Origin of the sequence: Ralstonia sp. PBBBR1 (assembly GCF_002256165.1) — a bacterium.
Lineage (GTDB): Bacteria > Pseudomonadota > Gammaproteobacteria > Burkholderiales > Burkholderiaceae > Ralstonia > Ralstonia thomasii.
In genome coordinates this window covers 1-19,642 of record NZ_NKIL01000012.1, presented here as the reverse complement: position 1 = coordinate 19,642, position 19,642 = coordinate 1, and the positions used below count along the sequence as shown (strand labels likewise).

The following is a 19,642-nucleotide window of genomic DNA, read 5'->3' as shown; positions in this document are numbered from 1 at the left end:
AGCCAGTGGCCTGGTGCCGCCAAACGAAAGGCACATTGCGTTACAATTCGCAAATGTCACGTGCGACCGCAAGCCTCTCGCTCCGGGCAATGCTGTTGTTGACCATCGTGTTGATGCAGCTGCTAAGCCCGCTTCTGCACGGCCATCTCGGAACACCGAAACAATCTGGCCTGCACGTGCACACCGCGCTTCCCGCCGCGGTTGATTCTCATTTCCAATCCGTATCGTTTGCTCACCGTCCTCCCGCTATTGCGGAGGTCGCACCCCGTCTTCATGACTGGGCATTGACGAGCCAGGAACCCTTCGAGGTGGATGTCGAGCCTGCCATTGGCCCGGCAGACCTTGCCGCATTTCTTTGGGCAGCGGCCGCCGCCGGCGTATCCGCGCTGACGTTCCTTCTCCTTGCGGCGCTTGCCGGCGCCGCTGTATTACGTCCCGCCTATCAGCCAGCGCCTGTTCGAGCGCGCTGGCGCGATCGCATCAATCGGCCACCTCCGGCCCAAGCTCCCCCGCTGAAGTTCTGATCCGTACCCGGTTGACGGCCGGCGTGCGCGTTGCTCCGTGACTTGTTGACTTGCAACAAGCCTCTCGTGTCTGCATTGGCGATGATGAATGTGTCAAAAGCGCTGTCTTTTGCTGCATTGCGCACGCCTAACGCTACGCGGCGGTAGCAACTCCGCTTTCCATGGGCCATCCACCATAAGAGTTTGTCGTTCGCGTCGCATGGAAATGCTGAGCGACGGTTGATCTTGAGCTCGCTCGCGTATGCGCGGCAATCAGAGGTGGCGTCCGTGGCGTCGCCTCCGAGGATTGGAGTCAGGCATGTCTTTCAAACGAATCGTCGCGGCCAGTGCGTGTATTGCGCTGATCGCGTTTCCCCTTGAGCAGGCCGCTGCCCAAGCAGGCGCCCAAGTGGTGCCGCTATCGGCTGAGCAGGCGCGCTCCCTCGGCGTGCGCTTCGGCCCAGTCGCCGCTGCTTCAGGGCTGGAGGTCGGCACGCATGCGCGTGTCGTTCTCAAGCCGGATGCGCAATATGTGGTGGCCGCCCCATACGGGGGCATGGTGCCCCGGGTGTTGGTGTCGGTCGGGCAAACCGTCCGGGCGGGCCAGCCGCTGGCCGGTTTTTTGAGCCCGCAGCTCTTCGAAACCAGCCGCGCACTGACGGAAGCCAACTCGCAGGCGCGGCTCGCGCAGCAATCGCTCGCACGCGACAAGGCGCTGTATGACGACGGCATCATCGCTGCAAGCCGTTGGCAGGCAACGCAGGCGAGGGCCGCTGAAGCCGGCGCCATGGTCAAGGCGAGGCGGGCAGAGCTGGCCTCCGCGGGCATCGCATTCAGCGGCCCGGTTGGTGAGGCGCAATTGGTTGCCAGCCGTGGCGGTGTGGTGTCCGAAGTCAACGCCGTTCCGGGGGCGCGCGTAGAAGCGGCGGCACCCCTTTTCAGGATCGTTGACCCGGCCGCTCTGGAACTGGACCTGCTCGTCGGCCGCGATATACCGGTGCCGGCCACAGGTGACCGCGTCGAGGTCGCGCAACGCGGCGCGGGGGGCTCGGTCATTGGTGTTGCGCCCTCCGGTGATGGCACTGCAGGCGTGCGTGTGCGCGCATCGCTGGAGCGGCGTGGAGACCTGCGTGCCGGGGAGAGCGTCAATGTCACGCTCAAGCTGCGCGGCCAGGCCGATGCAAGCGCCTCTGGCCTGCTGCGGGTTCCTGTGGCCGCGTTGGTCTACGTGCGGGGCGTGCCAGGCGTGTTCGTCGCGACCGATAAGGGCTTCCGCTTCCAGGATGTCACTGTCGCCAGTACAGACGACGCCATCGCCATCATCCGTGCCAACTTGCCAGCCGGTACGCGCGTAGCGGTGACAGGTGTCGGTGCGCTCAAGGGCTTGCTGGCGGGAGAGCAGTGATGTTGCCCCGCCTGATTGAGTTTTCGTTGCGCCAGCGCGTGCTGGTGCTGATCGCGGCCGGTGTGCTGGCTGCCGCCGGCGTCTGGGCGTATCTGAACCTGCCGATCGACGCGTTTCCCGATATCTCGCCGACACAGGTCAAGGTTGTGCTGAAGGTGCCGGGCATGACGCCTGAGGAGGTCGAGCAGCGGGTCTCGACGCCGATCGAACAGGAGCTGCTCGGCCTGCCGCACAAGACGATCGTGCGCTCGGTGTCCAAATACGGCATCAGCGATGTGACCGTCGATTTTGAAGAGGGGGTGGACGTCTACTGGGCGCGCCAGCAGGTATCAGAGCGTCTGGCCGGCTTGGCGCGCGATCTGCCGTCGACGGCTGTGGGCGGCCTGGCGCCCATCACCACGCCGCTGGGCGAGATGTTCATGTTCACGGTGGAGGGCGATGGCTATTCCTTGGCCGAGCGGCGCCGCGTGCTGGACTGGGTGATCCGGCCAGCGCTGCGCACCGTGGCGGGTGTGGCCGACGTCAACGCCCTCGGCGGCGAGGTGCGCAGCTATGAGGTGACACCGGACCCGGCGCGGTTGCGCGCACGCGCTGTCACCCTTGACCAATTGCGCCAGGCGCTGGACGCCAACAACCGCAACGACGGAGCAGGGCGGCTGGATCGCGGCGACGAGCATTGGGTCGTGCGTGTAGAAGGCGGCGTGCGCGGGCTGGATGATCTGCGTGCGATTGTCGTGGTGCCGGCACAGGGCCTATCTTCCGCGCCTGCGGTCACGGTCGGCGATGTGGCAACCGTGCGGCTGGGCGAGGCGACCCGCAACGGCGCTGTCAGCAAAGACGGCAACGGCGAAGCGGTTGAAGGACTGGTGCTGGGCCTGCGCGGCAGCGATGCCCGCAAGCTGGTCGAGGCGGTACAGGCGCGGCTCGATGCGCTCGGCCCGCAGTTGCCAAAGGGCATGTCGACCCACGTCTTCTACAACCGCGGCGAGCTGGTCACCCGTGCGGCCAATACCGTGGTTCGCGCGTTGATTGAAGCCAGCGTGCTGGTCGTCATTACGCTGTATTTGTTCCTGGGTGGGGTGCGGGCAGCCCTGGTCGTGGCGGCCACTCTGCCGCTGTCGATGCTGGCGACCTTTCTCCTGATGCGCTATGTGGGTCTGACGGCCAACCTGATGAGCCTTGGCGGGCTCGCCATTGCACTGGGCATGCTCGTCGATGCGGCCGTCGTCGTGGTCGAGAACATCGAGACGGCCATGGCGCGCGCGCAAGACCACAAGACAGATCCGGCGCTGCGCGGTGCGGTCATCCGCCATGCAGTGGCAACGGTAGCGGTACCCATGCTGTCGGGCGTGTCGATCATTGCCATCGTGTTTCTGCCGCTGCTGTCATTGCAAGGGTTGGAGGGCAAGCTCTTCGGGCCGGTGGCGCTGACCATCGTGCTGGCGCTGGCCTCGTCCGTGGTGATTGCCTTTACGGTGGTCCCGGCCCTCGCTTCCTTGCTCTTGCTTTCACATGCGGATGAACCGCCCTGGCTGATGCGGAAGGTCGCGAGCGGTTTCGCGCGAATCCAGGCATGGACGACAACGCATCGCCGCACGGTGTTCGGGCTGGCCGGGGCAGCATTGGCGCTGGCCGTGGTGTTGTACATGTCGGTCGGCAAGACCTTCATGCCGACGATGGACGAGGGCGATCTGATCGTGCAGTTGCAGAAGGCCCCGTCTGTTTCGCTCGCTGCGTCGCTCGACATGGATCAACGTGTGCAGCAGGCGCTCCTCAAGGAGGTGCCGGAAATACGCTCGATCGTCGCGCGCTCGGGTTCGGATGATCTTGGGCTGGACCCGATGGGCCTGAACGAAACCGACACCTTCCTGGTGCTCAAGCCCAAGGATCAGTGGCGCGGTAGCAAGGAAGACATCGCGGTAGCCATCCGGCGCGTCATGGAGCGCTTCCCGGGCGTGATCTACGGCTTCACGCAGCCCATTGAGATGCGTGTCTCAGAGATGCTGACCGGCACACGCGGCGACGTTGCCATCAAGCTCTTCGGCAGCGACCTTGCCGCCATCGATGCAGCGGCGCAGGCCATCGCTGCCAAGGTCCGCACCATCCCGGGTGCGGCAGAGGTGATTGCGCCCAGCAACAGCGGCGTGCAGTACCTGAAGGTGTCGCTGGACCGGGCGGCCGTCGGTCAGGCTGGCTTCTCCGGCGACGCGCTGCAGGCGCAACTGCGGGCGCTGATCGAGGGCGACCGGATTGGCGTGGTGCCCGAGGGCATCGTCCGCACGCCGTTGATCTTGCGTGGCGGAGCAGGCTTGCGGCAGGCACCCGAAAATCTGACCAGCCTTCTGGTGACGGCACCCGACGGAAAAGCATGGCCGCTCACCTCTCTGGCGCATATCGAGCGCGTGGATGGGCCTGTGCGCATCAACCATGAAGACGGCGCCCGGTTTGCCGTGATCCAGGCCAATGTCGATGGTCGGGACCTGGCCGGCTTCGTGCAAGAAGCCCAGGCAGCAGTCGGCGGCATTGGCACGTTGCCAAAAGGATTGCGCGTCGTGTGGGGCGGCCAGTTTGAGAACCAGCAACGCGCCGCAGCGCGCCTTGCGCTGGTTGTTCCATTGGCCCTGGGCGCAATCTTCCTCTTGCTGATATTGACGTTTCGCTCGGTGCGGCAGGCCGTGCTGGTGGTCGCCAACATTCCGTTCGCGCTCGTGGGCGGCATTGCTGCGTTGCGGATATCGGGCGAATACCTATCGGTGCCCGCCTCCGTGGGCTTCATCGCGTTGCTCGGGATCGCGGTGCTCAACGGCGTGGTGCTGGTCTCGCACTTCAACACGCTGCTGGAGTCCGGCCTGGGCATGGCGCAAGCCGTACGCGCCGGCGTGCGAGACCGCCTGCGGCCCGTCCTGATGACGGCCTGCATTACCGCGCTGGGGATGATTCCGCTGCTGCTGGCCAGCGGGCCAGGGTCAGAAATTCAGCGGCCGCTGGCGATCGTCGTGTCAGGTGGGCTGATCTCTTCGACTGCGCTGACGCTGCTTCTTCTGCCCCTGCTGTTTGAACGCTTTGGGTTGCCTCGGCCGCGTGCGGCTGCCGGGCAAGGAGATTCACAATGAGGTTGGATCTGTTTCGCATCGTATTGGCGGGAGCGGGCACGCTGGTGCTTTGGACGGCCGTAGCGCAAGCGCAAGGTTCGTCGAGCCATCTGCCATCCGAGAACGCCGTGCGCGAGGCCGTCGCGCTGTCGCCCGATGTGCTGGCGGCGGAGGCCCGCCGCGATGCCGTACTGGCCCGGGCTGAAGGCGTCCGCGCCGGCACGGCGGAAACCGTGGTGCGTGCGATTGGCCAACGCCGCCAGGTGCGCGACCCTTCCGAGCGCCATGCCGAAGGGCAGATCACTGTGGAGCGGCCCTTACGGCTATGGGGCAAAGCGCAAGCCGATGCGCAGCTCGCCGACGCGGCCGCCGAGGCGGGCCAGCTTGCCGTCAAGGACGCACGCCATGAGGCATCGCGCCAGGTTCTGACTCTGTGGTTTGGTGCCGTACGAGCAGGCCAGGCACGCCTGGCCGCGCTGGAAAATGCCAAGGCAGCTGCCGATCTGGCGGCGCTGACTGCCCGCAGGGTTCAAGTGGGCGATGCCTCACGCCTGGATGCCGAAATGGCCGCAGCTGATCGCGCGCGCACGCAAGCCATGCTGGCGACAGCCGCGGCAGCGGAACAGACTGCGCAGGCGGAGTTGCAAGCCCGGTTTCCAGGGCTGGGCCATCCCGCGTTCGGCGCCGATACCGCGCTACCCCCGTTGCAACGAGATCCACACGATCCACCAGACCGACTGCGTACCCAGTACATCCAGGACAGTCACGAATACCGGCTTGCCATGGCAGAAGAGGCGCAGGCGCAGCAGATGGCCAAGCGCGCCGATCTGGAGCGTCGGCCCGACCCGACCGTCGGCATGTTTGTTACGGTGGAGCGCGGCGGTGCCGAACGCATCATGGGTGTGAGCGTTGCCATGCCGATCGGTTCTGCGCATCGTCGCTCAACGGCGGTGGCGGCCGCTGCCGATGCAGAAACGGCGGCACGGCGCAGGCTGGGTGCCGAGCGGCGGCTCGGTGCCGAATTCGATGTGCTCTATGGCAACTTGCAAGGCAAGCGGGCGAGCGCGCAAGCGCAGATGGAAGCGGCTACGCTGCAAAAAAGCGCTTCCGACCGGGCAATGCGCGCGTATCGCGCAGGGGAGTCGGGCCTGACTGAGCTATTGGCCGCGCGCCGTAGTCTGGCCGAGGCCCAACTGGCCGAGAGGCTCGCCCGCGTCGACCTGCTGGAGGCAGACAGCCGTCTCCAGCTCGATCTGCATCGGATGTGGGACTTCGACGATTGATCTGCTGCCGCTTGACCTCTTACTCAACACATCCTGGATAACGCTATGCAATCCGAACTGAAATACTCCTTCACCATGCGCGCGCTCCATTGGCTGGTGGTCCTGGCGGTGTTGATCGCCGTCGTGGCCATCGAAATCATGGATTTCTTCCCGAAAGGCAGTGCCGAGCGCGCAGCGCTATTCATCATTCACCAGACGGCGGGGCTTTCCTTGCTCGCTTTGATGGTGTTGCGCCTATTGGCCCGGGTGGCCACGCAGGCCCCGCCTCCCGTTCCGGGCACACCGCTGATGCAGCTTGCAGCACGAGTTACGCATGGCGCGCTCTATACACTGATGGTTGGGATGCCCGTTCTGGGCCTGTTGGCACTGGCCTGGGGTGGCAAGCCGATCCAACCGTTCGGGCTGGATCTGCCGCTGGCGGTTGCACAAGACAAGACGTTGGCGCACTTGGCCAAGGAGGTGCATGAGTCGGGCGCCACGCTGGTCTATATCGCGGTGGGGCTGCATGCCGCCGCGGCGCTCTGGCACGAATTCATCCTGAAGGATCGGCTGCTGCGCCGCATGATCTAGCGCACATGAAAACTGCGCCGACAAGAGGCTCAATGATGCACTCCACGCGCTTGCTCGCCAACGTAGCATTGCTTGCCGTGTCGGCGCTGACTCTGGCGGCCGGGTTGTGGGCACGGTACCTCGGTGCCGATGTCCTGGCGTGGCAACTCTGGCTGATTGGTGTCGTTCCAAACTGGCTAACCCTGGTCGTCACGATTGTTCGGTCACTGATGCGACGGCAGGCCGGCGTGGATGTTCTGGCAGTGATATCGATCAGCTTTGCGCTCCTGTCCGGCGAGGTGCTGGTCGCAGCGGTCATTGCGTTGATGCTCGCGACGGGGCGCACATTGGAAGACTTCGCGCAAGCGCGTGCGCAGCGCGAGATGACCGCGTTGCTCGGCCATGCACCCAAGCGGGCCAATCGCTTCGCCGACGGGCAGTGGCACCAAGTCAGTCTGGAGAAGGTGCAAGCGGGTGACCGGTTGCTGGTGCGGCACGGTGAAGTCGTGCCGGTGGATGGCACCTTGTCCGGGCCTGCCGATCTCGATGAATCCACGTTGACAGGAGAATCGCTCACCCGCCATCGTTTGACGGCAGATGCCATTTGCAGCGGCGTGCTGAATGTGGGCGCCGCTTTCGAGATGATCGCGAGTGCATCCGCCGAAAAGAGCACGTTTGCAGGCGTTGTCCGGCTAGTCAGTGCGGCGCAGTCCGAGCGCAGTCCTTCCGTAAGGCTGGCTGACCGGTACGCCTTTGCCTTTGGGGGCGTCGCCGTTCTCCTCGCTGGGGCAAGCTGGATTCTCACGGGTGATTCGGCGCGTTGTCTTGCCGTGCTTGTCGTGGCTACGCCGTGTCCGCTTATCCTGGCAGTGCCCGTCGCCATCGTTTCAGGGCTGTCGCGTTGTGCCAAGCGAGGCGTGCTGGTCAAAGGCGGCGGCGCGCTCGAGCGGCTGGCGTTGGCCGACACGCTGTTCTTCGATAAAACTGGCACGCTCACCAGCGGATTTGCACGACTGGTCGATGTTGAATGCGCACCGCACTACGCGTCCGATGTTGTGCTGGGCCTGGCCGGATCAATCGCACAGGCATCGAATCACGTCACGGCAGAAGCCGTCGCCAAGGCTGCGCGCGAACAGGGTGCAAAGCTGCGACTGCCAAGTGGGGTTGTCGAGAGTCCGGGCGCTGGCGTTTGCGGCCGCGTTGACGGGCATGTCGTCTCCATCGGCTCATTGCCTTATGTCTTGGGCTCGTCCGCCGAGCCGTCCTGGGTGGAAGCGTTCGCCAAGCGCGTGAGCTATGCCGGTGCGTCGGCTGTCTTTGTCGGCGTCAATGGTGAACTCGTGGGCGCATTGCAGTTGATTGACCGCGTTCGCCTTGAGGCGCCTCGTGCGCTCCGACTCCTGCGTCGAGAGGGCATCAAACGGCAAGCGATGTTGACCGGGGATCGGGCAGATGTTGCCGAATCGGTTGGATCCATGTTGGGGGTGACGGAGGTCCATGCGGCCCTGTCGCCAGCGGCCAAGCTCGCGGTGATTCGGGGCGCCCGCGCCGACGGCAAGGTGATCATGGTCGGTGATGGCGTCAACGATGCACCTGCGCTCGCCGCGGCGGACATTGGCGTGGCAATGGGTGCGCGCGGCGCTGCGGCCTCTTCGGAAGCTGCAGACATTGTCTTGTTGGTCGACCGCCTGGATCGGCTCGTTGACGCGGTCCGAATAGCGCACCGTACACGCAGCGTGGCACTGCAGAGCGTGATGATTGGCATGTCTTTGTCGCTGGCAGCCATGGTTGTCGCAGCGCTGGGCCATCTACCACCGTTGGCGGGCGCCATGCTGCAGGAGCTCATCGATGTATTAGCGATCGCCAGCGCGTTGAGAGCGCTATTGCCCACGCCAGATGAAGCGACCCGTTCACTCGTCTGCGCAGACGTCGAGCGCCTCAAGGCTGAACACGCGGAGCTGGAGCCCATTCTGAGCCGGATCCGCATGGTCGCAGACTCACTGCCCCATATGGGAGGCAGTGCCGCAAAAGGCGCGCTGCTGTCGCTCAACCAGTCCTTGGCTGACGTCCTGGTGCCACATGAGCGCCGAGACGATACCCAGCTCTATCCGGACGTCGCCCGCCTGCTCGGAGGAGACGACCCGATGGCGGCAATGAGCGCCATGCATCGCGAGATATTCCGCGTGACGAACCTGTTGGGCCGGATCGTGGCGGATGTTTCCGCCGACGGCCCCGATGCCGCTGTGACGCAAGAGCTGCAACGCTTGCTGTATGGGCTCGATGCCATTCTGCGGCTGCATTGCGCACAAGAAGACGAACTGTTCCATGTGCTCGGAGGAGAGGCTTGATCGTCATGACAAACCTGCTCGCATTGTTCGCGACCATCCTGCTGCTGAATGTGATGCCGGCCTTCGCACCGCCCACATGGATGGTGATGTCATGGGTGGGCTTCTCACGGCCTGATGCCAACCCGGTGCTTCTTGCGGGCATTGCCGCTTGCGCAGCAACCCTCGGCCGCCTGGTTCTGGCGCGGCTATCCTGCACGCTCGTACGCAACCGCTGGATGCGCGAGGCGGATCGTCAGAACATCGACGTTGTACGTGCCTGGCTGGAAGACCGCAAAGGTATGACGGTCGGGCTGATGCTCGCGTATGCCTTCAGCCCGTTCCCATCCAACTACATCTTCATAGCCTACGGCTTGACTGGGATGCGGCTTTGGTTGATCGGCCTGCCGTTCTTCGTTGGCCGCTGGATAAGCTACCTGACCTGGACGCGCATTGCCCAGATTGGTGCCCGTTATCTGGATGTGGAAACGGAGATCGACGGGGCGTATATGGGTGTGTACTTCGTCGTGTCGCAGGTCGTGTTTCTGGCGCTCGTCTATGGGTTTGCCAAACTGGATTGGCAGCACTTGTTGCAAACGAAGCACCTGCGATGGCGGCGACGGGAATCGATTGCATCTTCCGCCAAAGACACACGGACAAAGGTCGAACGCTGAGCAGGGTGCATTGGCAACGAGCCTGAGACGTATTGCCGACACGCTGGGCCCGCAGGGATCGCGTCCGCAGTGGTTGAGGTACGTCAACGCCTTGCGGGCGAATACAAGTAGCCTGAAAGAACCAGTGCGTTGCCCCTCTCTTCTTCGCCCGGCAAACCATGCCAAGACATGGGCGGCAGAGCTTGATCAGTCAGGCATGCACTACGACCCCGAGCGCCTTGCAGGAGATCGATATGTCGGCCTGGGCAATTGAACAGCACCGTGGCTGCTCCATTCATATTCTGGTGGTCGTTGGGCGTTGCGATGGATTCAAGTACGCCTACACCGGCTTTGTCTGCTCGCCAAAACAAGCCGCGTTGGAGTATCCGAAACTGGAGCGTTTCCACCACGTCTCTCCGGATTTTGATTCTGTGGATGTTGCCATTGCGACAGGCATGCAGGTGGGGAGGGCGATTGCAGAACGCTGGACGTCGCATTCAGCGCAGCACCAAACATCTGAGCGGCCCACTCGCCCGCCCTCCTAGCAGCCCGGTGTGTCGTGGAAACGGTGTTCAATATTCAGGCCGTCAGCAAGGTCTACCCAATGGGGAGCGTGAGCGTGCGCGCTCTGGAACACGTCGACCTGGAAGTCGGGCCGGGTGAAATCGTTGTGCTGCTCGGGGCGTCGGGTAGCGGAAAATCCACGCTACTCAACCTGATGGGCGGGCTGGATACACCAACGAGCGGTTCCATCGTGTATCGGGACCACGATCTTTCCCACGCGGGAGACCGGGGCCTGACGCGTTTCCGACGGGAACATGTTGGATTCGTCTTTCAGTTCTACAACCTGATTCCAAGCCTGACTGCCCGCGAGAACGTCGCACTGGTGACGGACATCGCGGAGCATCCGCTGGATCCCACTGAGGCTCTGAACAGGGTCGGGATCGGGACGCTTGCGGATAACTTTCCCTCACAGATGTCGGGTGGTGAGCAGCAACGCGTTGCCATCGCCCGCGCGGTCGCAAAACGGCCAGATGTCCTTCTGTGCGATGAGCCGACCGGCGCACTGGATTTTCGGACCGGGCAACTGGTGCTGGAGGTGCTCGAACAGGTGAACCGCGAGTTCGGCACCCTGATCGTGATCGTCACGCACAACGCCGTCATCGCCGACATGGCGGATCGTGTCGTTCGTATGAGCAGCGGCACCATTGTCGAGCACCGCCGAAACGGGCAGCGTGCCCGAGTCGGAGACCTGGCATGGTGAGCATGCTTGTCCGGCTACTCTGGCGAGACCTCTGGCAAATGCGGGCGCAGGTCTTGGCGGCAGTCCTCGTTGTCGGATGTGGTGTCGCCACGTTTGTCGCGATGCGCAGCACCTATCTGGCTTTGTTGAACGCCCAGCAGGACTACTACGCGTCATACCGTTTTGCCGATCTCTTCGTGCATCTGAAGCGCGCACCACTGGAGATTGCCTCGCGCGTTGCTGGATTGCCTGGAGTGTCACATGTGGACGCACGCGTAGTGTCAGATGTCACGGTCGACATACCTGGCCTTTCCGAGCCAGCCATGGCGCGCCTCGTTTCCATCCCGGAGCTCGGTTGGCCCGCGCTCAACCTGCTGCATCTTCAAAGCGGCCGATACATTGCGCCGGGCAGAGAGGATGAGGTGTTGGTCAGCGCGGCCTTCGCAGATGCCAACAGCCTGCGAGCGGGCGAGTACTTCAGCGCCATCCTGAACGGCCGCTGGAAGCGCCTGCACATTGTTGGTCTTGCAATCTCGCCGGAGTATGTCTACGAGGCAGGCGCGGGCTCCATTTTCCCGGACAACCGCCATTACGGCGTAGTCTGGATGGGAGTGAATGCGGTTTCGGCAGCGTTCCGCATGGATGGCGCTTTCAATGATCTCGTGCTGTCTCTCGATGGCAGCGTGCCCGCGCCGCACGTCATCGCGCAAATCGATCGAACGTTGTTGCCGTACGGCGGACTTGGAACAATCAGCCGCGATCACCAAATATCGAATCGGTTCATTACCGACGAGATCGCACAGAACCGCGTGACTGCCACCTATGTGCCAGCCATCTTTTTTCTGGTCGCAATGTTTCTGCTGCAGAACGTCCTGACCCGACTGATCGACACACAGCGCTCACAGATCGGCTTGATGAAGGCGTTTGGATACGGTGACCTTTCAGTCGGTTTGCATTACCTGCAGCTCGGATGCGTCGTTGCTGCGGCAGGCACCGTTGTCGGTATTGGAGGGGGATTGGCGTTAGGGACATATCTAACCGACCTCTACGCCCGGTACTACCGGCTGGCCCACCTCGAGTTTCGCGCCGATTTTTCGACGATGGCCTGGGCGTTCTTCATTAGCTTTGGAACGGCGGTTGGCGGTGCCATCGCGAGCACTGCGAAAGCCATGAGATTGATGCCCGTCGAGGCGCTTCGCGCGGTCGTTCCGCCAGCGTTTTCAGTGGGCTGGGTAGAGCGTGCGGGCATCTACCGGCAAATGAGCGTGGTGTGGCGAATGATTGCGCGCAATATCGCGCGCCAGCCAGTCAAGTCGCTCCTTGGTTCTTTGGCCATTGCGTGCGCAAGCGCGATTCTTGTCGTCGGCGGGTTTTTCTTCGATTCAATCGATTTCCTTTTCGATACCCAGTTCCAGCAAATCGAGCGGCAGGATGTGACGGTGGCCTTTTCTCAACCCTTATCCCACCGAGCCATCTACGCAATAGAGCGTCTGCCCGGCGTGCTGAAGGTCGAGGGGTTCCGCGATGTACCGGTCAAGCTATCCGCGGGGTATCGGTCTCGGCGCGTCTCGCTGAGTGGGATCGCTCAGAAGGCGGATCTGCACAGGCTAATTGATGATGAGGGCAGACCGTTGCATATGCCCCCGGACGGCTTGGTGGTTTCGGCCCGACTCGCCGCCGTGCTTGGCATAAGACCTGGTGATCCGATCACGATCGAAGTGCTTGAAGGAGAGCGTCAAACCAGGCAAGTCACCTTGATGCGGCTGTCCGGAGATCTGGTGGGCGTCGCGGCCTACATGGACCAGCATGCACTGGCAAAGCTGCTTGGGGAGAGTGGAAACTGGTCAGGTGCGAGGCTGTCCGTCGATCAGCATGCGGCTGCCCATCTGTATGCGACGCTCAAGCGTCTGCCAGCGGTGAATGCAGTGGCGGTTCGCCAGTCCGTCATCGCCAGCTTCCGCAAGATCATGGACGAGAGCGTTCGTCTGTCCACGTCCATCAACTTCGCCTTTGCCTGTGTGATCGCGTTTGGTGTGGCGTTCAACGGCATGCGCATCGCTTACTCGGAACGTGTTCAACAGTTGGCTTCCCTGCGCGTGCTCGGGTTCACGCAGGCCGAAGTCGCATGGATTCTGCTCGGGGAGCAGTTTGTGCTCACCGCCATTGCGCTGCCAGCCGGACTTCTGCTCGGCTACTGCGTGTGCGGTCTCCTCTCTACTCGGCTGGCAACCGACTTGTACCGCCTTCCGCTCGTGGTTCACGCCGCGACCTTCGCTTACGCATTCGTTGTAGCCGGTGGCGCGGTCGTGTGTTCGGGGCTGCTGGTGGCGGCCAAGATCAGACGGTTGGATATCGTCGCAGTGCTCAAGGCAAGAGAATCATGAAGCGTGGTGACCTGCGAAAGACGCTCGCACTTGCAAGTGCTGCGCTGGCGCTGGCATTGGCGCTCACGTACGCACTCTGGCCGGTACCTGCGGCCGTGGACACAGGGCGTGTCACCCGTGGGCCGCTTCAAGTCACGATCGATGAAGACGGCGAAATCCGTGCGCATGATCGTTACGTCATCACTGCGCCCATCACAGGCCGACTGCTTCGCGTTGAACTGCATGAAGGCGATCAGATTAAGGCAGCGCAGGTGATCGCCGTTCTGGTGCCGGTGCCGATGACTCCGGGAGAACGAGCGGCCCAACGCGCACGTGTTGATGCGGCAGAGGCAATTTTCAGTGAGGCCCAGGCGCGGGCCGCGCATGCGCGGGCAGACTACGACCAAGCGCGCCGAAACTTGGACCGGGGCGAAACGCTTTTGAGCAGCGGTGCCATGTCCAGGCAGGAAGTGGAGCAGATGCGGACCATGGCTGCCTCAAGTGCCAGCGATCTGACAGCAGCACGCGCAAGAGAAACGTCCGCCGCCGCCGACGTTCGTGTCGCCATGGCAAATTTGAAGGCGTTGGAAGCCGGGCAACCCGTTGAAGTTCGTGCCCCGACCAATACCGTTCTGTTGCGCATCGAGCAACAAAGTGAGCGCGTGGTGCTTGCAGGCGCGGCCCTGATGCTTCTGGCCGACCCATCGCGCTACGAACTCGTCGTCGACGTGCTATCGACCGATGCGGTCAAGATCAGTCCTGGCATGCGCGTATCGGTAGTGGAGTGGGGCGGTCCGTTGGCCGTCAACGCCACGGTCCGGACAGTAGGTCCAGGGGCGTTTACCAAGGTGTCGGCGCTCGGGGTTGAAGAACAGCGCGTCCATATTGTGGCGGATCTTGTCGACCCGCCAGGCAGGTTGAATGATGGGTACCGCGTACAAGGCCGCATCGTCATCTGGGAACAACCCGACGTACTGAAGCTGCCGATTGGCGCGTTATTCCGCTGCGGCGGTAACTGGTGCACGTTTATCGTTAAGAGCGGAAAAGCTGTACAGCGAATCATTCAGATCGGACAGCGCAACGCGGAGGAAGCCCAGGTGCTCGATGGGCTTCAGGACCACGACACCGTGGTCGTCTATCCTCCGACCACGCTCAGTGACAGCATGAGCGTGCGCCCCCTGAACGCCCGCTGATTGCACGGAGGCTAGATGCTTACGCGGCGCAGACGCAGCGCATTGGATACCGCCGAAACCGAACTCACGCTCATCGCGAGCGTCGCGGTCATGGGAGACAGCAGCAAGCTGGCCTGCCGAATCTACTTCTGCATCATGCCGCCCGTACCCGGACCCATTCCGCGGCCCATGCCCATTCCCGTGCCCTGATCGTCCATCATCATTTGCATCATCTCCTGCATCACGGCGGTGTTCCGTTCCATCATGCCCCGACACGTGGCCATCTGAGTGGCTTGGCCTCTTCTTGTCGCCGGTTGCCTGTCGCCCATCTGTCGCATGCCGGCCATCATGTCTTGCATGACCCTCATGCGCTCGTTCATCAGCGCCTGTCGTTCTTCTGGGGTATCGGCACGTGCCATGCGTTCCCTGATGGCGCGCAGATGGGCAATCTGCGCGTCAAAGTCTGCATTGCCTTGCTGCACAGTCGTCGCGGCTGGCGGCGATGCCTTCTTCTCCTTGGATGGGCCGGCGGCGGGCGCAGCACAACTCCACGCGAGCAGTAGCGCGGTCGAGGCGGTTGCGATGAGGGTACGTCGACTGTTTGCCATGATGAGCGACCTTGCGTGTGATGTGCGGCGGATACCCGCACTGTCTGCCAATGTAGAGGCTCGCCACAATCGGCCATTGATGCATGTCAAGCGCTGCGGCTTGGTCTGTGGAGGAGGGAGGTTGGGGCAGGTGGCGTGGATTCGGCGGGGACCATACAAAAGTCGCACAAGCCTGGCTGATGCGCTGTTCAGCCGTTCATGCGCACGCAGTTACTTAAGTGGAGGCCGGCGAATTTGCCGGCCCCAAGGTATTGCAGAGTCAATTCAAATCAAAGGCGAGACGACATGTACTGTTCCCGGACCGCCAGCCCGGCGTAAGGCAGGTTGCTCGCGGTGACGATTGCCACGTAGTCGGAAAATCGCCACTGCAAACGTGCGGTCTGCAGTGGCGATCCGCCCAGTACCGCTGGCGATGCATCACCCATTGTCGACGTTGGCACACCGAGCACATCTCGCAGCGCATAACTAGCGCCGTCCCAGGCGGCGGTTGTGTCGTTGGCGCTCATACCCCGCCGGTAGACGTCCACACCGATCAGATGGCCATTTGGACCGAAGCTGAGCCATAACTCGCTGACGGGCGGACCGGCAAGACCGAGCTTATTGGCGTCGACGCCGCGACAACGAAGATAGCTGTAGCCGTGCTTGACATCTTCACAGGCTATGCGATTTTCGTGTGCCCACTGGCGGGCCTCCTCGGGGGTCGTGGCATCCAGTACGAACCCGCCGGGGACGGGGCGAGCTGGCGCGAACTTCACAGCCCGGAGGTGCGCTAGTCCGCTGGCGCGCAGCGCGCTGACTTGCTCCGCAGTGGTGTTGTCGACGGGGCACGGAACGCCAAGCATCGCGAGCACAGGACGAGCCGCCTTCAAGTGCATTGCACCGACCAGACCGATTGCAACCGTAAAGGCTGCAATGCTGGGCAGTGCGTAGCGGCGCAACCCGCTTCGCGGGCTCACTTGCAGTTCTGGGCGGTGTTAGGGCCCAGATACTGAGGCATGGTCGACACGATGGTCGACTTGAGGCCGGTGAGCACGGGTGCTACGCGAGAGATGTAGCCATCCGGAACGCCATCGGTCTTCATGACAGCGGCGGCATCGGTGATGAACTGATCGAACACACAGCCAGGGATGCCAACGTCAGAGTGTGCAGTGGCCATGTCGTCACACATCACGGTAGTGCCATCCGCCGCGACTTGCCCCGGGTAGCTGAAGGGGCCCCCAAACAGCGCTTTGAACTGGAGGTTCAGGCAGGCTTTGAGACGTCCGACCGTATCGTGTCCCGGCTTACCGATGTTTGCGAAGTACGGTGCTTCTTTGGGGTCCGCAAGCAGTCCGGACACCGCATCGTCGACCACCTTTGAAATGGCGGCCGGTGCGCTGGCATCTCCACCAAGCCCGGCCCACATGTCGGCGTTTTGGGGAAATTGTGCTGTCGACGCCGTTGATGCCATCGCCATGGGCGTGTCATCGCCCCCTCCGCATGCACTCAAGGTTGCGGTAGTCAAGGTCAAAACCAGTAGCAGTGCTCGCTTCATGGGTCAATCTCCTTTGGCAGGGTATGGATCGGGCACTGCGCGGTTTATCTCAAGGGCTGCGCAGCGCTGTTTTGATATACGTCTGCCAGGCGATTTCGGATGCAGAATGGATCAAGCCAGCACCCCATTCATGCGCTCCACGCGTTCCAGGCGTGACCCTTGGCCACACGTCGATCCGGCTCTAGCGGCAGCGACCAACACAGACCCCGCTGTTCTGCCAGCGTGCGCCGATCCGCCATCAGCACGGTAGCCGGCGTTCATGTAGCGTCCCCCTCCAGTTCTGCGAGCATAGCCGCGATCAACAACCCCAATCTGCGACCGCACGACGCTCTGAGCGTCGGCAACCATCGGCTCGGAGGATATCGACGATCTTTCTGATGCAAAGCCAACTCAATTCTGTGAACTGCCAATGCGTTGTCGCACGATCTGTTTGTGCATCCGATAGCCGGTTGGGCTCGTATATCGGTTGCTTCCACATTGCGAAGCGCCACGATAGAGGTCAACGATGAAACGGTATCAACTCGCAGGGTTGTCTGGTGTTCTGGTTTCTTTCGCAATCATTTCTGGCGGCTATGCGTCCGTAGCGGCGGCCGCAATGGGCGATAGCGAAGCGACCACCATGGTGGGCGGCGCTCCGATGTATCCGTCCAAGAACATTATTCAAAATGCGGTCAATTCGAAGGATCACACCACGCTTGTTGCTGCCGTGAAGGCAGGCGGCTTGGTCGATACGCTGTCCGGGGCAGGCCCATTCACCGTATTTGCACCGACCAACGAAGCCTTTGCGGCGCTGCCCGCCGGTACGGTCGATAAGTTGCTCAAGCCTGAAAGCAAGCCGACCTTGGTCAAGGTGTTGACCTATCACGTGGTGCCCGGCCGGCTCACAGCACAAGACCTGATGAAGGCCGTCGCCGATGGCGGCGGCAAGGCGATGCTCAAAACCGTCGAAGGTGATCCGCTCACCGTCATGCAGAAGGGCGACCATCTGACCGTCACCGACGACAAGGGCGGGGTCGCCATGGTCACCATCGGCAACGTGTACCAGTCGAACGGCGTGATTCACGTCGTGGACAAGGTATTGATGCCGTAATCCTTCCCGTGAAGCGCGGGGGCGAGTGCCCTCGCGCGCTCGGACTATGACGAGAGGAAAGGCAATGTCATCCCAACTTCGCTACGCTCAAGACGTTCGTTGCGGGAACAACGCCGGTGGTATACCTTTGCCACATCCCGTCATGGGCAACCGAGGCACGCGAAATCATATGCACGTTGTCGGAGCATCTTTGCCCGAAGCCGAGGGCACGATATCAGCGCGCCAGGAAGCCGTTCGGGAACGGCTCGTTGAGTTGCTCAAGCAAACTGGCGAAGGAAGTAAATCAGCGTTCGCAGAGCTCTACACGCTAACTTCTCCCAAACTCTATTCGTTGGCGTACGGAATCCTGCGCAGCTCAGGTGAAGCCGAAGACGTGCTGCAGGATATCTATGTCGCCATCTGGCAACGCGCCGACCAATTCGATCCTCATCGGGGGACCGCCATGACATGGCTGATCTCGCTGGCGAGGAACAAGTCGATCGATCGTCTTCGGCAATCGCGCGAGACCACCGGTGACGAGGCGGACTGGGGCCAGATCGTCGATGAACGGGCAACGCCATCAGAAGTGGCGGACATGAGCCAGGAGCATCGACGCCTGGAGAGTTGCATTCGCAAGCTGGAGGGTCGCCAGCGTGGTGTGATCGTGGAAGCGTTCTATACAGGGGCGACTTACGCTGAACTCGCAGCGCGTCTGAGCGTGCCGGTCGGTACGATGAAAAGTTGGGTGCGACGCAGCCTGCTGCAACTGAAGATGTGTCTGGAGCAGCAGTCATGACGCCAGATCGTGATCTGGAATGCGCTGAATACGTTCTCGGTTTGTTGGACACCGGGGAGCGCAGCGCCGTGGAGCGTGCACTGCATGAAGATGCAGCCCTACAGGCAGCAGTCGATGCTTGGGAGTCTCGTCTTTCTCCCCTTGGTGAAGCCGTCACTTCCAGGCAGCCACCTGCGCGCGTGTGGAGGCGAATCGAGGCCGATCTGGGGCTTGTAGAGCGAACTGGCGCGCCTACGACTCTGCCAGCAGGGGCACAGATGCGGCGTTTTTGGAACAGCATTCGGTTCTGGCGCACGTTGGCGCTTGCAACGACGTTTGCAATGGTTGCTGTCGTCGCGGTGAATCTTTTCCTCGCAGCGCCCACTGAGGCGCCGTCTGGTTTGAAGTCAGCTTATGCTGCGGCGGCGATTGCAGATGACGATGGCGTGCCGCATTGGACCGCGACCGTCGATAAAGCAAAGCGCGAGATCATCGTCGTGCCGGCTGTCGCATTTCAGGTCTCGGACAGCGCTTCGACTGAGCTCTGGCTGATTCCAGAAAATAGCAAACCGATCTCGTTGGGAGTCTTCCCCTCCAATCGCTCAACTTCAATTGTGTTGTCGAAGGAAAATGCCGCCAAACTCAATGCCCGTTCAGCTTTGGCTGTTTCGGTAGAGCCCAAAGGAGGCTCTCCGACGGGCCAAGCGACGGGTCCTGTGGTGGGCAAGGGCGCGATGCATGAGACGTAGTGAGATCGTCTATCTCTGCGTGAGTAACTTCATTGCTGCAGCTCAGCTCGACACTGTTTGAAGTGCCGAGCAACGTCGCAGTCATGTAACCTCCCTTCGCGCTACTGTCGCATTTACGCCTATACAAGGCCGCCGTGAGCGCCGGCCTCCTTACACCGCGCGGCGCACCATCAATTCCTTGATCTTGCCGATAGCCTTGGTGGGGTTCAGACCCTTCGGGCACACATCGACGCAATTCATGATGGTGTGGCAGCGGAACAGGCGGTACGGATCTTCCAGATTGTCCAGACGTTCGCTGGTGGCCTGGTCGCGGCTGTCGG

Annotated in this window: 17 protein-coding genes and 1 pseudogene; 14 read left to right on the top strand and 4 right to left on the bottom strand. The window is 62.3% G+C overall.

The features are described 5' to 3' along the window. Positions 1-89: 89 nt before the first annotated feature. From CFE42_RS19730 to CFE42_RS19680, 11 genes are all read left to right on the top strand, one after another. Positions 90-524, top strand: coding sequence for a hypothetical protein (locus CFE42_RS19730; protein WP_238563835.1), 435 nt, complete (start codon positions 90-92; stop codon positions 522-524). 298 nt (positions 525-822) lie between these two features. Beyond that, entirely contained in the window at positions 823-1,908 is a 1,086-nt protein-coding gene (locus tag CFE42_RS19725) for an efflux RND transporter periplasmic adaptor subunit (RefSeq protein ID WP_004634117.1), read from the top strand. After that, positions 1,908-5,021, top strand: a complete 3,114-nt coding sequence (locus tag CFE42_RS19720) for a CusA/CzcA family heavy metal efflux RND transporter (protein WP_004634118.1) — start codon at positions 1,908-1,910, stop codon at positions 5,019-5,021. Before CFE42_RS19725 ends, CFE42_RS19720 begins: the two co-directional genes overlap by 1 nt. Then, a complete protein-coding gene (locus CFE42_RS19715; protein WP_004634121.1) occupies positions 5,018-6,283 on the top strand; it encodes a TolC family protein in 1,266 nt (421 codons plus the stop codon). The genes CFE42_RS19720 and CFE42_RS19715 overlap by 4 nt, the downstream gene beginning before the upstream one ends. 45 nt (positions 6,284-6,328) lie before the next feature. Continuing rightward, positions 6,329-6,853 (top strand): cytochrome b, encoded by a 525-nt coding sequence (locus tag CFE42_RS19710; RefSeq protein WP_004634123.1) that lies wholly within the window; start codon positions 6,329-6,331, stop codon positions 6,851-6,853. A 35-nt stretch (positions 6,854-6,888) separates the two neighbouring features. Continuing rightward, a complete protein-coding gene (locus CFE42_RS19705) occupies positions 6,889-9,180 on the top strand; it encodes a heavy metal translocating P-type ATPase (RefSeq protein WP_004634125.1) in 2,292 nt (763 codons plus the stop codon). Positions 9,181-9,185: 5 nt separating this feature from the next. After that, on the top strand, positions 9,186-9,830 hold the full coding sequence (locus tag CFE42_RS19700) for a hypothetical protein (protein WP_004634127.1): 645 nt from the start codon (positions 9,186-9,188) through the stop codon (positions 9,828-9,830). 233 nt (positions 9,831-10,063) lie between these two features. After that, a complete protein-coding gene (locus CFE42_RS19695; protein ID WP_004634129.1) occupies positions 10,064-10,354 on the top strand; it encodes a hypothetical protein in 291 nt (96 codons plus the stop codon). 14 nt (positions 10,355-10,368) lie between these two features. After that, positions 10,369-11,073 (top strand): ABC transporter ATP-binding protein, encoded by a 705-nt coding sequence (locus tag CFE42_RS19690; RefSeq protein WP_004634131.1) that lies wholly within the window; start codon positions 10,369-10,371, stop codon positions 11,071-11,073. Continuing rightward, positions 11,067-13,436, top strand: a complete 2,370-nt coding sequence (locus CFE42_RS19685) for an ABC transporter permease (protein WP_004634132.1) — start codon at positions 11,067-11,069, stop codon at positions 13,434-13,436. The genes CFE42_RS19690 and CFE42_RS19685 overlap by 7 nt, the downstream gene beginning before the upstream one ends. Continuing rightward, on the top strand, positions 13,433-14,608 hold the full coding sequence (locus tag CFE42_RS19680; protein ID WP_004634133.1) for an HlyD family efflux transporter periplasmic adaptor subunit: 1,176 nt from the start codon (positions 13,433-13,435) through the stop codon (positions 14,606-14,608). Before CFE42_RS19685 ends, CFE42_RS19680 begins: the two co-directional genes overlap by 4 nt. A 122-nt stretch (positions 14,609-14,730) precedes the next feature. Here CFE42_RS19680 and CFE42_RS19675 read toward each other — a convergent pair whose 3' ends face one another. The 3 genes from CFE42_RS19675 to CFE42_RS19665 all read right to left on the bottom strand — a co-directional run bounded on the left by CFE42_RS19675 (position 14,731) and on the right by CFE42_RS19665 (position 16,729). Beyond that, a complete protein-coding gene (locus CFE42_RS19675; RefSeq protein WP_296159188.1) occupies positions 14,731-15,069 on the bottom strand; it encodes a hypothetical protein in 339 nt (112 codons plus the stop codon). 395 nt (positions 15,070-15,464) lie between these two features. Then, entirely contained in the window at positions 15,465-16,133 is a 669-nt protein-coding gene (locus CFE42_RS19670; protein ID WP_238563836.1) for a hypothetical protein, read from the bottom strand. 14 nt (positions 16,134-16,147) lie between these two features. Next, entirely contained in the window at positions 16,148-16,729 is a 582-nt protein-coding gene (locus CFE42_RS19665) for a hypothetical protein (RefSeq protein WP_004634138.1), read from the bottom strand. A gap of 505 nt (positions 16,730-17,234) precedes the next feature. On the opposite strand from CFE42_RS19665, the gene CFE42_RS19660 reads away from it, so the two are divergent. The 3 genes from CFE42_RS19660 (at position 17,235) to CFE42_RS19650 (ending at position 19,322) form a co-directional block, all read left to right on the top strand. Then, positions 17,235-17,819 carry a fasciclin domain-containing protein gene (locus tag CFE42_RS19660; protein WP_004634140.1) on the top strand — a complete coding sequence of 195 codons (585 nt, stop codon included), beginning with the start codon at positions 17,235-17,237 and terminating at the stop codon, positions 17,817-17,819. Positions 17,820-18,009: 190 nt separating this feature from the next. After that, complete coding sequence (locus CFE42_RS19655; protein WP_238563837.1) at positions 18,010-18,594, top strand: sigma-70 family RNA polymerase sigma factor; 585 nt, start codon at positions 18,010-18,012, stop codon at positions 18,592-18,594. Then, positions 18,591-19,322 carry an anti-sigma factor gene (locus CFE42_RS19650; protein WP_004634145.1) on the top strand — a complete coding sequence of 244 codons (732 nt, stop codon included), beginning with the start codon at positions 18,591-18,593 and terminating at the stop codon, positions 19,320-19,322. The genes CFE42_RS19655 and CFE42_RS19650 overlap by 4 nt, the downstream gene beginning before the upstream one ends. Positions 19,323-19,472: 150 nt before the next feature. Here CFE42_RS19650 and sdhB read toward each other — a convergent pair. Next, positions 19,473-19,642: pseudogene (gene sdhB, locus CFE42_RS19645) on the bottom strand (succinate dehydrogenase iron-sulfur subunit); the annotation flags it as partial.

Excerpts from the sequence above, each read along its gene's own strand:
- CFE42_RS19730 (WP_238563835.1), top strand. The coding sequence starts at position 90 with ATGCTGTTGTTGACCATCGTGTTGATGCAGCTGCTAAGCCCGCTTCTG.
- CFE42_RS19725 (WP_004634117.1), top strand. The coding sequence starts at position 823 with ATGTCTTTCAAACGAATCGTCGCGGCCAGTGCGTGTATTGCGCTGATC.
- CFE42_RS19720 (WP_004634118.1), top strand. The coding sequence starts at position 1,908 with ATGTTGCCCCGCCTGATTGAGTTTTCGTTGCGCCAGCGCGTGCTGGTG.
- CFE42_RS19715 (WP_004634121.1), top strand. The coding sequence starts at position 5,018 with ATGAGGTTGGATCTGTTTCGCATCGTATTGGCGGGAGCGGGCACGCTG.
- CFE42_RS19710 (WP_004634123.1), top strand. The coding sequence starts at position 6,329 with ATGCAATCCGAACTGAAATACTCCTTCACCATGCGCGCGCTCCATTGG.
- CFE42_RS19705 (WP_004634125.1), top strand. The coding sequence starts at position 6,889 with ATGCACTCCACGCGCTTGCTCGCCAACGTAGCATTGCTTGCCGTGTCG.
- CFE42_RS19700 (WP_004634127.1), top strand. The coding sequence starts at position 9,186 with ATGACAAACCTGCTCGCATTGTTCGCGACCATCCTGCTGCTGAATGTG.
- CFE42_RS19695 (WP_004634129.1), top strand. The coding sequence starts at position 10,064 with ATGTCGGCCTGGGCAATTGAACAGCACCGTGGCTGCTCCATTCATATT.
- CFE42_RS19685 (WP_004634132.1), top strand. The coding sequence starts at position 11,067 with ATGGTGAGCATGCTTGTCCGGCTACTCTGGCGAGACCTCTGGCAAATG.
- CFE42_RS19680 (WP_004634133.1), top strand. The coding sequence starts at position 13,433 with ATGAAGCGTGGTGACCTGCGAAAGACGCTCGCACTTGCAAGTGCTGCG.
- CFE42_RS19665 (WP_004634138.1), bottom strand. The coding sequence starts at position 16,729 with ATGAAGCGAGCACTGCTACTGGTTTTGACCTTGACTACCGCAACCTTG.
- CFE42_RS19660 (WP_004634140.1), top strand. The coding sequence starts at position 17,235 with ATGAAACGGTATCAACTCGCAGGGTTGTCTGGTGTTCTGGTTTCTTTC.
- CFE42_RS19650 (WP_004634145.1), top strand. The coding sequence starts at position 18,591 with ATGACGCCAGATCGTGATCTGGAATGCGCTGAATACGTTCTCGGTTTG.